At 30.8% G+C, this 12,009-nt stretch carries 19 protein-coding genes; 14 read left to right on the forward strand and 5 right to left on the reverse strand.

Annotated elements, in window-relative coordinates; translation table 11 throughout:
- The first annotated feature begins 70 nt into the window (after window positions 1–70).
- The 5 genes from IAI10_RS21280 to IAI10_RS21300 all read left to right on the forward strand — a co-directional run bounded on the left by IAI10_RS21280 (window position 71) and on the right by IAI10_RS21300 (window position 3,687).
- Window positions 71–625, forward strand: a complete 555-nt coding sequence (locus IAI10_RS21280; protein WP_315675328.1) for a hypothetical protein — start codon at window positions 71–73, stop codon at window positions 623–625.
- Between the two features lie 153 nt (window positions 626–778).
- On the forward strand, window positions 779–1,162 hold the full coding sequence (locus IAI10_RS21285) for a hypothetical protein (protein WP_315675329.1): 384 nt from the start codon (window positions 779–781) through the stop codon (window positions 1,160–1,162).
- A 318-nt stretch (window positions 1,163–1,480) separates the two neighbouring features.
- Window positions 1,481–2,515 carry a hypothetical protein gene (locus IAI10_RS21290; RefSeq protein WP_315675330.1) on the forward strand — a complete coding sequence of 345 codons (1,035 nt, stop codon included), beginning with the start codon at window positions 1,481–1,483 and terminating at the stop codon, window positions 2,513–2,515.
- A 13-nt stretch (window positions 2,516–2,528) separates the two neighbouring features.
- Window positions 2,529–2,786, forward strand: a complete 258-nt coding sequence (locus tag IAI10_RS21295) for a CD3324 family protein (protein ID WP_315675331.1) — start codon at window positions 2,529–2,531, stop codon at window positions 2,784–2,786.
- A gap of 331 nt (window positions 2,787–3,117) precedes the next feature.
- Window positions 3,118–3,687: a flavin reductase family protein gene (locus tag IAI10_RS21300; RefSeq protein WP_315675332.1), complete on the forward strand. Its 570-nt coding sequence runs from the start codon at window positions 3,118–3,120 to the stop codon at window positions 3,685–3,687.
- A gap of 77 nt (window positions 3,688–3,764) precedes the next feature.
- On the opposite strand, the gene IAI10_RS21305 is transcribed toward IAI10_RS21300, so the two are convergent.
- Window positions 3,765–3,977 carry a hypothetical protein gene (locus tag IAI10_RS21305; RefSeq protein ID WP_315675333.1) on the reverse strand — a complete coding sequence of 71 codons (213 nt, stop codon included), beginning with the start codon at window positions 3,975–3,977 and terminating at the stop codon, window positions 3,765–3,767.
- Between the two features lie 137 nt (window positions 3,978–4,114).
- Between IAI10_RS21305 and IAI10_RS21310 the strand changes: the two genes are divergently transcribed.
- Together IAI10_RS21310 and IAI10_RS21315 are read left to right on the forward strand one after the other, a co-directional pair.
- Window positions 4,115–4,912, forward strand: a complete 798-nt coding sequence (locus IAI10_RS21310) for a tetratricopeptide repeat protein (RefSeq protein ID WP_315675334.1) — start codon at window positions 4,115–4,117, stop codon at window positions 4,910–4,912.
- A gap of 418 nt (window positions 4,913–5,330) precedes the next feature.
- Window positions 5,331–6,227, forward strand: a complete 897-nt coding sequence (locus IAI10_RS21315) for an aminoglycoside phosphotransferase family protein (protein ID WP_315675335.1) — start codon at window positions 5,331–5,333, stop codon at window positions 6,225–6,227.
- A gap of 169 nt (window positions 6,228–6,396) precedes the next feature.
- Here IAI10_RS21315 and IAI10_RS21320 read toward each other — a convergent pair whose 3' ends face one another.
- Window positions 6,397–6,918, reverse strand: a complete 522-nt coding sequence (locus tag IAI10_RS21320) for a hypothetical protein (protein WP_315675336.1) — start codon at window positions 6,916–6,918, stop codon at window positions 6,397–6,399.
- A 584-nt stretch (window positions 6,919–7,502) separates the two neighbouring features.
- On the opposite strand from IAI10_RS21320, the gene IAI10_RS21325 reads away from it, so the two are divergent.
- The 6 genes from IAI10_RS21325 to IAI10_RS21350 all read left to right on the forward strand — a co-directional run bounded on the left by IAI10_RS21325 (window position 7,503) and on the right by IAI10_RS21350 (window position 9,999).
- Window positions 7,503–7,853: a GNAT family N-acetyltransferase gene (locus IAI10_RS21325; protein WP_315675337.1), complete on the forward strand. Its 351-nt coding sequence runs from the start codon at window positions 7,503–7,505 to the stop codon at window positions 7,851–7,853.
- 260 nt (window positions 7,854–8,113) lie between these two features.
- Window positions 8,114–8,251 (forward strand): hypothetical protein, encoded by a 138-nt coding sequence (locus tag IAI10_RS21330; protein ID WP_315675338.1) that lies wholly within the window; start codon window positions 8,114–8,116, stop codon window positions 8,249–8,251.
- Between the two features lie 58 nt (window positions 8,252–8,309).
- The gene (locus tag IAI10_RS21335; protein ID WP_315675339.1) at window positions 8,310–8,771 is read left to right on the forward strand and encodes a GNAT family N-acetyltransferase; all 462 of its coding nucleotides are present in this window, start codon (window positions 8,310–8,312) and stop codon (window positions 8,769–8,771) included.
- A gap of 58 nt (window positions 8,772–8,829) precedes the next feature.
- The gene (locus IAI10_RS21340; protein ID WP_315675340.1) at window positions 8,830–9,024 is read left to right on the forward strand and encodes a hypothetical protein; all 195 of its coding nucleotides are present in this window, start codon (window positions 8,830–8,832) and stop codon (window positions 9,022–9,024) included.
- 295 nt (window positions 9,025–9,319) lie between these two features.
- Window positions 9,320–9,493 carry a hypothetical protein gene (locus IAI10_RS21345; protein ID WP_315675341.1) on the forward strand — a complete coding sequence of 58 codons (174 nt, stop codon included), beginning with the start codon at window positions 9,320–9,322 and terminating at the stop codon, window positions 9,491–9,493.
- Window positions 9,494–9,549: 56 nt separating this feature from the next.
- Complete coding sequence (locus IAI10_RS21350; RefSeq protein WP_315675342.1) at window positions 9,550–9,999, forward strand: N-acetyltransferase; 450 nt, start codon at window positions 9,550–9,552, stop codon at window positions 9,997–9,999.
- A 74-nt stretch (window positions 10,000–10,073) separates the two neighbouring features.
- Here the strand turns inward: IAI10_RS21350 and IAI10_RS21355 are convergent, their stop codons facing one another.
- A complete protein-coding gene (locus tag IAI10_RS21355; protein ID WP_315675343.1) occupies window positions 10,074–10,454 on the reverse strand; it encodes a carboxymuconolactone decarboxylase family protein in 381 nt (126 codons plus the stop codon).
- A gap of 90 nt (window positions 10,455–10,544) precedes the next feature.
- Between IAI10_RS21355 and IAI10_RS21360 the strand changes: the two genes are divergently transcribed.
- Window positions 10,545–10,892 carry a MerR family transcriptional regulator gene (locus tag IAI10_RS21360; protein WP_315675344.1) on the forward strand — a complete coding sequence of 116 codons (348 nt, stop codon included), beginning with the start codon at window positions 10,545–10,547 and terminating at the stop codon, window positions 10,890–10,892.
- 64 nt (window positions 10,893–10,956) lie between these two features.
- On the opposite strand, the gene IAI10_RS21365 is transcribed toward IAI10_RS21360, so the two are convergent.
- Together IAI10_RS21365 and IAI10_RS21370 are read right to left on the reverse strand one after the other, a co-directional pair.
- A complete protein-coding gene (locus tag IAI10_RS21365) occupies window positions 10,957–11,505 on the reverse strand; it encodes a GrpB family protein (RefSeq protein ID WP_315675345.1) in 549 nt (182 codons plus the stop codon).
- Window positions 11,506–11,615: 110 nt separating this feature from the next.
- Window positions 11,616–11,816 (reverse strand): ribosomal protein L7/L12, encoded by a 201-nt coding sequence (locus tag IAI10_RS21370; RefSeq protein ID WP_315675346.1) that lies wholly within the window; start codon window positions 11,814–11,816, stop codon window positions 11,616–11,618.
- Window positions 11,817–12,009: the final 193 nt, after the last annotated feature.

A 12,009-nucleotide genomic window follows, 5' to 3' on the forward strand; every position in this document is an offset into this window, starting at 1 on the left:
TATAATTATCCTATGATTATATCGTAATTGCAAAATATTGTAATACAACTAGAGAGGAGGTGCTTAAAAAATGAATATTAATGACTTATATATAACGAATTATAGGGAAGCAGGAGGCTTACCGCTCCACAGTATAACAAGGCTACCTAAAGAAGAGGCTTATGCTTTCGCAAAAACACTATCGCAAAAGAGTGTTTCAAAAAAGGATAGATATGGCGACTACTTTGATACATATTATCATAAAAGGTTGCGAACAGAAGAATGGCTATATGATACTTTCATATCTCTTAATGGAAAGCCGACGACACATCATCCTATTTATTTCACTCTGTTGGAAAGCGAGGGACTATGTAGTTTTTTTGGCAACCCTAACAAAGTAAAGATTTCTCTAAGAAATATTGATTCTTCACATATAAGTTTTACCCCCAGAGATAGTATGCACCTAATGGATATGGGTAGAACCGAGAAGACTGTATGGAAAAAAGAAAACCTATTTAAGTTAATGTACGAATCTGAATTAGACATTTGCGAATTTGTTAAAAGTATTCCTGAAAAATTCGGGCAAATTGGAGGCTACATTGAAGTTCAATTGTGGAATGACGTGTATTTGGAGAACCTTATATAGACTTTGAGTATCCTTAGTTTGCAATACAAAACTTTAGCGAAAGAAGGCGTAGAAAATTTCTATCAAGCATAATTATTCTATGATTATATCGTAATTGTAAAATATTACGAAGCATGATTATATTATAAAGACAAGTATTGAGGGGTGAGATTATTGGCAAAAATTAAATTGCAGGATTTAATAACAGTGTTAAATAGTGATGTAGTAAAATATAATTCTTGTATTGAAATGAACTTTAGTATTGATAATGATACAGAATATGAAGATTGCTGGCTTGGAAAAATGCCTAATAGAGACGAACGTGGCAAAGAAATATATTGGTATGGATTAGTGCCAGATGGTTCACAAGCGTATGATTATGCTAAATTAGAGGATATTCTAAATGCAAAAGTATTTCATGGCAAAAGTTTGAGGGATGTTGTTGAAAATATAACCTGGTATTCATTAGATGGATGTAGTATAGAGGAAAGATTACCAGGTTACATTGATGGTTATGCCAAAGGATTAAAGAGGTCTGCCCCTATAGATATTAAGTAGAATAGGATATTGCGTTATTTAGTTCGCAACTTTCTTAAATTATGAACTAAAGACTTGGTTTTAAAATATAAATTGGAATGTTAAACAAAATGATAAATATTCTGAAGTTATTCCGGATAGATTTTATTTAGCAATTCCTAAGCATGAGAAAGGTATTAAAAATAAATGGGCTTATTTAGGTAGAAGCCAGAAGTAAAAGCAATGCTGATAATTAGGTAATAAATTTTTAGAAAAAATGATGGTATATTTATTCCTGTACCACCATGATACATTATTAATAGCAAAGCACTTGCAATATATTAAAAAGGTGGTAGTAAAATGAAAGAGATTGATAATCGACTTGTAGAATGGGCAGTTAAAGAAACTGAAACACATTATAAAGACGAAGTATCCATTTTGTTAGAGCATAACACTTACTGTCTTGAGGAAGATCGAAATGTAAGATATGTAAATACTATTATATCTGACTCAAAAAAGCGTATTGGACTATCAAGAACCTTTATCATTAATGGGATTGGGTATGACTTTAATCAAGTTTCCTGGGAAAGCTTTGAAAGAGACGCAGATGTAAAAGGCTATTATGTAACTGTACTTGCAGAAGCTAATATTCTATATAGTAAAAACGAAGCGGAGAAGCAAAGGTTCCTATATTTAAGAGCAAAATTTTTTGCAAACCTTGAAAATTCTCAATATATGTTTGAAAGAGGATTGGAATGGATAAATAATGCTATGGAGGTATATAAAACTTTGCTATTTGAAGATGAGCTTTCTAAGGTAAGAAAAGGAGCTGCATTTATTATAGATTGTTTGGCAATGGCTGTTGCTTGCTACAATCAGACTTATTTCAAAAGCTTCACCAAACTTAAAGAGTTAAGCACAATGAAGCATCTTCCTAGCAATTTTATCCAGCAATATAAACAAGTGGTTAATGGAAAAACTGCAACTGAATTGCAATCACTCAGCTATAATATAATTAAAGCTACAAGAGATTTTTTCAAAATCAATGATAAGCGCCATGGAGAAAATAAGATAACTCCTAATTACCAATCCTTAGCAGACTGGTATCAGGAATGTAGTTATTATTTCAAGAGGATTTATCATTTTTGCGCAAATAATGAATCTGAACTTGCATTTAGTGCAAGCTGTGCAATTCAAACAGACTTAGATGATATTGCAAAAGATTTTAAAATACCGAATTTGGATATTATTTCGAATTTTGATAGTAATAACTTATCTGATTTTGCAAAGGAAGTAAAACTAGCTGAAGAGAGCATTGTGGCTGCAATAAAATCAAGCAATGTGGAAATTGACTCTTATTCTTCTGTGGATGAGTTCATAAATCAAAACTCTTGAGGGAGTGAAGTGAATGAAATACAGAAAAGCTAGCGAGGTTTTGCCAGATGAACTGCTTAAAGAAGTGCAAAAATATGTAAGTGGGGAAGCATTATACTTTCCAAAGTACAAAAGTCGTCAAAAATGGGGAGAAGGTACAGGTGCAAAAGATTACTATAAACAGAGAAATCTTGAAATTAAAGAGAAATTTGCTGAAAAAATGTCTATTGAAGCTCTTGCTGAGCAGTACAACCTCTCCATTGAATCGATAAGAAAAATAGTTTATCAGTAGAACTTTATATACAAGCAAATTTTTAGTTGACTTTGTTTATTATGTTTTATTTAACTAACCAGCAGGAAAACCGAACATTTTTAAAGAACACCGCATTATTCAGATATGGATTTTGGGGTGTTTCTTGGTTTATAATTTGAAAATACCAACTTAACTTTTCAGTTTGAACGCATGAATAATGATCTTTGAAATTAAACATTGGATGGGTTGGAGCAAAAAAGGCATATAGGATGGGATTTCGTGTAAATAATATCATAGTATATGTAAAAAAATGGTATAATTAAATTAAAATTGCAAAAATTCAAAAATAATAAAGGGAGATAAAGAAAAGATGATCAAGAGAAAGTCTATCGGAACTCAACATTCCATGTGTGTACAACCAACCTTTCTAATAGGCACTTATGATGAGGAGGGTAATGTTAATTTTGCTCCAATAACTTGGGTGAGCGTTACTAATGATGATGGTGATAATAATCATTATATGCTTGTAATAAGTATGTTTGGTTCAAAGAAAACAAAACTAAATGTAATAAAAGCAAAGCAACTATCAGTTAATCTTGTGAGCACGAATATGTTATATTTAGTGGACTACTTGGGAAGCAACTCTGGAAATAATGGGATAAAGGACAAGAAGACATATAGCTATAGCAATGGCGAAGCTTTACATGTACCTACACTTGACTTAAGTAAATGGGTATATGAGTGCCAGATTAATAAGATTGTACAAACAGGAGACTCTGATACCTTTTTCTGTGACATTAAAAATGTTCAAATTGATAATGACATAGATATATCTGATGGAATTGATTTGACACTATTTGATCCGGTTGTATATTCAGGACATTATCATTCTATAGGCAAACATTTAGGGAAAATCGGTGATTATATTAAAGAAGATTAGAATACCAAAAAACATAATAACAGTGAATATTTATTATACGAATTCTATAATAGATAACTATTTTTTGAGACTATTTTTTACTTTTGAAATTTTATAAAATCTACAATTTTATCATGTAATTCTATGGAAGGTTTTTCTTTTAATCTAATTCCGTTACTTTTGTTAATAATATCTAATTCAATGTTATTATCCGCATAGCCATCAATTAAGGTCATAATTTCAGCAATTAATTCGGCAGTTGTACTATAAAGTAGATTTTCTATATTGTCTCCAGCTTTATGATTGCACAATGCTGTTTGTACAGCTTGCTCTTGTTCAAATGCAATAGTGTTTAAAATAGATTTTTGAAAATCATTTATGCCATTTATTAGGGAATGTTATCATACGATTATCAGCTGATAGAAATTAATTATGGAAAGGCGATGACATGGATATTGCGCTGCTGCCTTCAATATCTACATTCTTTGGGGTGGCTATTGATGAATTATTTGCAATTCCAGAGGAAGTTCAATTTGAGCGAATTGAAAATATGTATTGGCATGAACGCAGAATTCCAGAGGAAACTTTTAAGCAGTCAATAAGCTTTTTGCAGGCACAGATTGCTAAAGATGCTAAAAACATAAGGGCATATGAAAATTTAGCATATTTGTTTAATCATAGAGCTGCCAGTGATCATGCAGAAGCATCTGAATATGCAAAACGCGTTTTGGAGTTAAATCCTGATCATAAGCCAGGATGGATTGCTTTTCAGGAGGCTAATAATGCAGCCTGTGGGGATGAATGGTATGATAATCATTTTACAGTAATACAATACTGCAAAGAAATCTTAGATAAGTATCCAGAAAATTATAGGGCTCTATATAGGATTATAGAGAACTTACTAGCAGACAACCGCTTTGATGATGCGGTTCCTTATATAAAAAAGATAGGTGAGGTTGCACCAGAATCGGATCAAATGCTTTTTTATTCCGGTGATGTAGCCTATGGACATGGGGATGTGGAAACTGCAAAAGGTCTGTGGAATAAGGCAGTGGAACAATATTCTCACCGTTGGCAAGCATATTGCAGCAGGGCAGACCGCCTAAAGAAAATTGGATTTGTTCAGGAAGCCATTGCAGATTATGAAAAGTGCATTGCGATGCAGGAAAAGCCTTGTATTACCGATGGACTGTATTCCCTAGCTCAGCTGTGGCTTGTTGTTCAACATCGCCATTATTATTATTAATTTTGAACTTCCCTTGGTATACACCTAATGGAATATATGCATCTTTAACCCGAGGTCCATTAAATTCTTGCACAAATAAATACAAATGTTCACCAGATTGCATTACTCTGACTCCATCAAATGCTAATTCAACTTCTTGTCCTTTTGTTTCTTTTGGATTTGTTCCTGAAAGTTTATATTTGCCTCCAGTTTCAATTAGTTTAATTCTTCCCCTGGAGTTATTTTTCCTTTAGTGGTGGAAAGAACCTTAGCATTGGATATAGTAAGATGTAGTTTTTTTCCTAATGTATGGAGCATTAAAACAAGATATATACATTATATTGTTATTCTTGTTATAATTAGTATACAAATAACTATAATGGAATAAGAAATTGTTGAGAAAAGAAGAGATTATAAAAAATTAAAGGAAGTAAAATTTATGGCATATGAATTTAATGAATTTGAATCGGATAAAATTATAGAACATTTTGGTAAGGATTTTTTTGATAAAGTGCAGAGGGATATTAAATTTTATTCAAATAAATGGGAACTTGAAATATTAGAATTAGTTGATTACTTTTCAGTAAACTGCATTTTTAAATGTATTTCAAAAAAATTTGGCGCTGCTGTTTTAAAAATAAATACACCTTGTAGAGAAGTTTTTACAGAGTTTAATGCACTAAGGGAATATGACGGCAAAAGGTTTTGCAAGGTTTTTGATTCTGATATTGAGAATGGTATTATTTTAGAAGAATGTATTAATCCAGGTATGCGTTTGAGAGAGGAGCAATCATTAGAAAAACGTTTAAATGTATTTTCAAATTTATTTAACGGTCTCCATATACAGCCTAAAAATGCCAGTTTATATCCCACTTATATTGAATGGGTAACTAGAATAACCCAATATATGAGTAATCGAGAAGATTACAAGGAATTATACTTGTATATGAAAAGGGCAGAAAGCATTTGCTTGCAAATCAGTGAAGTATATAATAAAAAAATGTTATTACACGGTGATCTTCATCACGATAATATTTTGTTGAATAATGATGGAAAGTATAAAATTATTGACCCTAAGGGAATTGTAGGTGATCCCATATTTGATATTCCAAGATTTATTTTGAATGAGTATGAAGAACACATTTCTGCTGAAAAGAATTATGAAAAAGTATGCACTATAATTAATTCTTTAGAAACAAGCCTAGGTATTCCCAATAAGATAATTAAGCAATGCTATTTTATTGAAATAGCCATGGCCAACTGTTGGGATGTAGAAGATGATGGAAAGCCGGATATTCAGAGTGTTATTATGGCAGAAACTATCATGAACCGTTAATGATAGTTAATAAAGAATGAGAATGCTCATTATATATTCATAGTGTTCTTACTTAACAAAGCAACAGCAAAACCAACAATGTATTATGCAGAAAGTTAAATAGGAATAATGCACACCTACTTACTATATAAATATTATTGGACATGAAATAAATAAATCAAGGCAATACCTAAAATGTTTGTGGTAGGCTATGAATTATATTACCATTGACATCGTAAATTGTAACAGAACCTGAATTAACTGGCAAAATAATAGCGAAGGGTTTTGTGCTTTCAATATGAATTGTTTGAATGGAATCACCCTTGTTTATTTCTATTTTACTAATTTGTTGTTTGTTCATGGACATATAAGCGCTCTCATTATATCCGTAAATATGAAATTCTCCTATTCCTTCAGCAATTGCCTTTGAGGCTCCACCGGCTCTAAAAAAGTAACCCAAGGAAGGAATATGCCCTTTGACATATATGGAAAATGTGTGGCTTTGATGATTTTTATCATAAAAAAGCATAGCTGACATTGTTTCTGTAGAAGCCTTTGATACTTGCCAGCCAGCAGAAATCTTTTGTGAATTTCTTGCATCCTTTTCAATATTAGATTTGGCAATTCCAATATTGTTATTAAAGAACAATACTAAAATGATTATACCAACTACACAAGCAAGCACACATGCATATTTAATTGCTTTTTTCATTTCATCACCTCGCAAATATAAATAATAAATTATATCATATAATTTTAAGTATAAATATTATACTATATATTGGTTTAGATTAGCGTAATTGACTTTAACTTCTATAAAACCATTTATCTAGATAAATAGAAAGCTAGATAACTAGCTATATAGATCCAGTGAAATCATCTGGTAAAATACTCATATGAGATCTAGTGGCCTTTTTGTGTTGAAGTCTCCAATTTCATATGGCTTGGAGCAGGAGGAGCATCTTTTGCCATAATGCAGGTAATTGTCACTGAGCTAAGTGAAGAAGCTATAGATACTGTAGTGGCAGTAGTAGCTTTCTGTGCTAACATAGTTATGAAATTTTTAGTAAAAGATGATAGTACTATCTAGAAGCGACAAATAAATGAGATTACTATTACTAAGCCTATGCTCCAATTTAAATAATATAGCAATTGATAGTTATTATATGGTAAAATAATCAAATATAAGTATAAAAATTATTAAAAGGTAGAATAGAAAATAACCAGATACTGCTGTAAGAAGATATTCTATATATTTGACTTGGTACAGTTGCTGGATTTAAAGGAAGATTCATTATGTTACGAGATTTTGCGAAACAAGACTTAACTCAACTTAATAGAATTATTAGCAAAGGAGATATTATTGATGAAATAGATATACTAGGTGATGTATATGGAAAAGCGAAAAAGTTTTTGTCTAATGGTTATATTGATAATGTAATGGTTTCGCCACAATATCAGGGAAAGGGATATGGTAAAAAAACCACACAGTTTGCTATTAATAAAGCATTAAGCAAGGACTTTAAACCTATCTACCTTTGCTATTTAGATGAAAATGAAAAAGCAGATAGGTTATACAAGTCCCTTGGCTTTCAAACTATGCAAATTGTTCATGTATATAGAAAATACATGGAAGAACAGCCTTGATATAGCTACTGGTGAAGAAGCATAGAAAAGCATGAGTGCTGAGGAAGGCTATTAACTTGCGTTAATATTTTTACATTAATTAATTATTTATTATTTAGATGGTAGTAGAGGTATATATATTTATTGTTTCAAAATTGTAAAGTATTGAGAGTTTAAGATTAAACTGTGAAGTTAGAAAATTTATATAATGGGCGGAGGAAGACACGGAAAACCATATTAAAAAAATTCAAAAGTATTTACATAATGGACTTGCTGAAGATATGGATAATCGCATTGAAAGGCTTAGAGAGTATATTGATAATATTCTATTAAATATGGAAGATGTATTACAAGCAAAATACACAGACAATAAATTCACTATAGTTGATGTAATATCAACAAGCTTAAGATATCATTAAAAGGTACAATTGAGATAAAGTGTTATTTCGAAAAAAATAATAATTTTTGAGGTGTAATATGGAGATTAATTTTAGAGAGATAGACAAAACAAATTATAATACTTGTGTGTCATTAAAGGTGGGAGAACACCAAATTAACTATGTAGCAAGTAATGTCTATTCATTGGTACAAGCTTCCTATGAAGAAGGATTATATCCATTAGGAATATATAATGAGGATGAAATGGTAGGATTTATATTATATGATTATGATGAAGAAATAAATGGATGGTCATTTTCAAGATTTATGATAGATGTTAAATATCAAAACAAGGGCTTTGGCGCCAAGGCATTAGAAAAATTTCTAGTATTTTTTCACGACAAATTTCCAAACGAAGATTTATATACCAGTGTAGAAACAGATAATGAAGTAGCTATTAAATTATATGAAAGACATGGCTTTATTAAAAAGAATTCCTTTGAATATAAAATTGGGGACGTCACCTATAAGGAATTTAGGATGTTGAAGCAGTCCTGGTAGTAAATTAAAAAAACTCTCTATGGAATTATAAATAGTAATTTATAAAAAAGGAGTTATGATGAAAAACATTTTGTTTTTATGTGGTTCAAATGGAATAGGAAAAACTACTATCTGCAAAGAAATTGTTGAACAATTACCAAATTCGGCCTATGTTGATTCTGATCCATGCAGGTTTATGAATCCATTTGTTTTAAATGATGACACTATACCTACAATTGCAAAGAACTTTAAAGGAATCACGAAAAGCTTTTGATGATGTAACTTATCCTAAATTAGATATAACTAATTTGTCTGCTTATGAAGCTGCAAAAACAATAATCACTAAAGCAAAATTATAAGCATTTTTCAATGATAAATCACAATTTATAAATTTAAGGAGAATAAAAAAATGGATTTTTTACAATTAGCAGAGCAGCGGTTCTCCGTTAGAAGCTTTGCAAGCAAACCAGTTGAACAGGAAAAAATCAATGCCATATTGAGGGCAGGTAGCTCCAACAGCCTGTAATCTTCAACCCCAGAAAATATTAGTAATTCAAAGTGATGAGGCTTTGGCAAGGTATAGAAAATGTACAGTGTGTCATTTTAATGCGCCCCTTGCCATTCTAACTTGTTATGATAAGAAGCTTTGTTGGAAAAGAGAATATGATGGAAAAATAAGTGGTGATATTGATGCTTCAATTGTCACAACCCATATGCTGGGCATACCAGTATTAAACAGTTGATTGATACTGTGTCCTATAATGAATTTCAGTAAATAAATTTTAAGGGGAAGAAACCTATGGAAATAGTTAAATTTAATTTAAAAGATAAAAATGAATTAATAGAGCTGGATAAGGAATGTTTTGGAGTTAGTAGCTGGGATAAGGAATTATGGCAAGAAATTTTTGGAGACTTAGAACATAATATTATTTATCTAGTAAAAGAACATGATGACTTAATTGCCTACTTAAGCATATTCAATTGGGGAAAAGAAAAAAATTATGTTAAAATAACTAGTATAGGAGCTAAAAGCTGTTTTAGAGGGCAAAAATTAGCTCATAAACTATTTGAAACAATGATAAATGAGATGCAAAATGAAGGAATGAAAGATTTCAGAGGAGAGACAAGGGTTACAAATTATCCAATGCAAAAAGTATTCAGTGATTTTAATTTCAGAAATGTAGAAACTATAAAAGGGTATTATGATAATCCTACTGAAGATGCATTTAGATATAAATTAAGTATATAAATGAAGCTGGAAGTGGAAGTATAAGATGTTATATGAAAATCTCCCCACTTGTATTTCAGGTGAGGAGATAAGGATCATAATGTGATATTTCGCTGCTGAAATACTTTTTTGGCTGTAAATACAGCATTTAATACCTTAGGAAACCCAGTGTAGGGTATACATTGCAGAAAAGCTTCTATGATTTTTGTAGGAGCTATCCCTGTATTTAAGGCACCATTAATATGAACTTCTAGTTGAGGTTCGCAGCCTCCAGCAGTTAGTAGACTAACTATAGTAATTATTTCACGTTCCTGTAGGGACAAGATTGGTCTAGAATATATATCACCAAAAGCAAATTCAACAATATATTTACCTAAATCTGGTGATATATCTTCTAAAGATTTAATTACAGCATCACCACCTTTTCCATCTACAGATTTCAAATTTTCCATTCCTTTTATAAATCTATTATCCATAAAAAACCTCCTGTATAAGTGATATTTAAAGAATAAAACTTCAAGTATAGTAGAGGTCAATGAACAAATTGTAAATTGTGAGGTGTAAAAATGACAATTGGTGAATTTTCTAAATTAACAGGCATAAATTGCTCAGCATTAAGATATTATGAAGAAAAAGGTCTCATAAAGGTTCAGCGAGATTTTGGAAACAGAAGAATTTATTCTGATAAAGATATTGAATGGGTAAAATTTTTACAACGTCTTAAGAATACAGGTATGACCTTAAAAGAAATGAAGCATTACTCAGATTTGAGATATGAAGGAGAGTATACGATTTCCGAGAGACTTGAGATATTACAAAATCATCAGGTTTATGTTATGAAGCAAAGAAAACTTTGGGAAGAGTATTCTGAAAATCTAAATTCTAAAATTGAGTGGTATAAAAAGCAACTTTGATTTAAGTAGGTTATATAACCTTCCCCAAAGCTTGGGCTTCCATTCCCAATTTAAGAACATAGTATTACTTTACATATGGATTATATTTGTTTTTATAGAATAAGTTGGCTTTATTCATAATGCTCATAATGCAATCATATTTTGCATCTACATATTCTATGGGGCTATAACGAAATTTCAAAGAGGCTTCTATTTTTATTCTTTCATACTCCTTTAATACTTCATTATCAATTCGTAAATAATCTCTAAACATTAATTCATCAGAGATATGAGGGTTTCCTTTTTGATAAATATGTATGTGATGCGTGTGATTGCCAGAATTATCTGGACTTAATTTTACAAAATATCTTCGACCTTCAATTCCGTTTTCTCCCCTAACGCTATATCCGTAATCCTCCATAACATGATTATATTCATCAATCTGACTTATATCATTTACTACAATCATAATATCTATTATTGGTTTCGCACTCAATCCTTTGATTGATGTAGAACCAAAATGTTGTATGTCAATTATTAAATTACCCAAAATATCTAATAGGATATTTTCCTCAATTTTATACATTTTCGCCCACATATCATCATAAGGAACAACAACCATTTCTCTTGCCATAGCTATCATCTCCGTTGATTTAATTGTTATTTATCTTCCCTTAAGTTACAATTATGCATTTGTTAAATTATCAACATTGGTTTAAAATAGATACCAATAATTAAATTTATTTACTCTATTTCCTGCGTACTCAATTGGTCAACATATTCTTTCGATTCCTTTAAGCCAAGCCCAGTAATCATTCTGTATTTTTTTATCGCTTTAATCTTATTACCTTCTGAAATAAGACTTAGTAATTCATTTCTTACATCTTTTGTTATAATGTCAGGTACACCGGCTTGTTTAGCAATCTTATCTAAAGTTAATTTCATACGAACAATATCATTTCTTAATTGACTGATAATGCTCAATAAAGTTATTAGTGCAAATACCCCTATGATTATCCAAATAGTATGTAACCGTCAAAAATTCTCCGTATACAAATTTCTAATAAATTTTGATAAACTAAATCCAGTAGAAAGCATGTATCATCACCGCTTCGCTATTGGATTTAAGCTAGTTCTT

It is taken from the genome of Clostridium sp. 19966 (genome assembly GCF_032335695.1).
GTDB lineage: Bacteria > Bacillota > Clostridia > Clostridiales > Clostridiaceae > JACTOJ01.

What these genes read in the sequence shown, in the direction of transcription:
- IAI10_RS21350 (WP_315675342.1), top strand. Translation starts at nt 9,550, where the DNA reads ATGGAAATAGTTAAATTTAATTTAAAAGATAAAAATGAATTAATAGAG.
- IAI10_RS21340 (WP_315675340.1), top strand. Translation starts at nt 8,830, where the DNA reads ATGAAAAACATTTTGTTTTTATGTGGTTCAAATGGAATAGGAAAAACT.
- IAI10_RS21280 (WP_315675328.1), top strand. Translation starts at nt 71, where the DNA reads ATGAATATTAATGACTTATATATAACGAATTATAGGGAAGCAGGAGGC.
- IAI10_RS21310 (WP_315675334.1), top strand. Translation starts at nt 4,115, where the DNA reads ATGGATATTGCGCTGCTGCCTTCAATATCTACATTCTTTGGGGTGGCT.
- IAI10_RS21365 (WP_315675345.1), bottom strand. Translation starts at nt 11,505, where the DNA reads ATGGCAAGAGAAATGGTTGTTGTTCCTTATGATGATATGTGGGCGAAA.
- IAI10_RS21360 (WP_315675344.1), top strand. Translation starts at nt 10,545, where the DNA reads ATGACAATTGGTGAATTTTCTAAATTAACAGGCATAAATTGCTCAGCA.
- IAI10_RS21370 (WP_315675346.1), bottom strand. Translation starts at nt 11,816, where the DNA reads ATGAAATTAACTTTAGATAAGATTGCTAAACAAGCCGGTGTACCTGAC.
- IAI10_RS21320 (WP_315675336.1), bottom strand. Translation starts at nt 6,918, where the DNA reads ATGAAAAAAGCAATTAAATATGCATGTGTGCTTGCTTGTGTAGTTGGT.
- IAI10_RS21355 (WP_315675343.1), bottom strand. Translation starts at nt 10,454, where the DNA reads ATGGATAATAGATTTATAAAAGGAATGGAAAATTTGAAATCTGTAGAT.
- IAI10_RS21330 (WP_315675338.1), top strand. Translation starts at nt 8,114, where the DNA reads ATGGATAATCGCATTGAAAGGCTTAGAGAGTATATTGATAATATTCTA.
- IAI10_RS21290 (WP_315675330.1), top strand. Translation starts at nt 1,481, where the DNA reads ATGAAAGAGATTGATAATCGACTTGTAGAATGGGCAGTTAAAGAAACT.
- IAI10_RS21295 (WP_315675331.1), top strand. Translation starts at nt 2,529, where the DNA reads ATGAAATACAGAAAAGCTAGCGAGGTTTTGCCAGATGAACTGCTTAAA.
- IAI10_RS21335 (WP_315675339.1), top strand. Translation starts at nt 8,310, where the DNA reads ATGGAGATTAATTTTAGAGAGATAGACAAAACAAATTATAATACTTGT.
- IAI10_RS21325 (WP_315675337.1), top strand. Translation starts at nt 7,503, where the DNA reads ATGTTACGAGATTTTGCGAAACAAGACTTAACTCAACTTAATAGAATT.
- IAI10_RS21300 (WP_315675332.1), top strand. Translation starts at nt 3,118, where the DNA reads ATGATCAAGAGAAAGTCTATCGGAACTCAACATTCCATGTGTGTACAA.
- IAI10_RS21315 (WP_315675335.1), top strand. Translation starts at nt 5,331, where the DNA reads ATGGCATATGAATTTAATGAATTTGAATCGGATAAAATTATAGAACAT.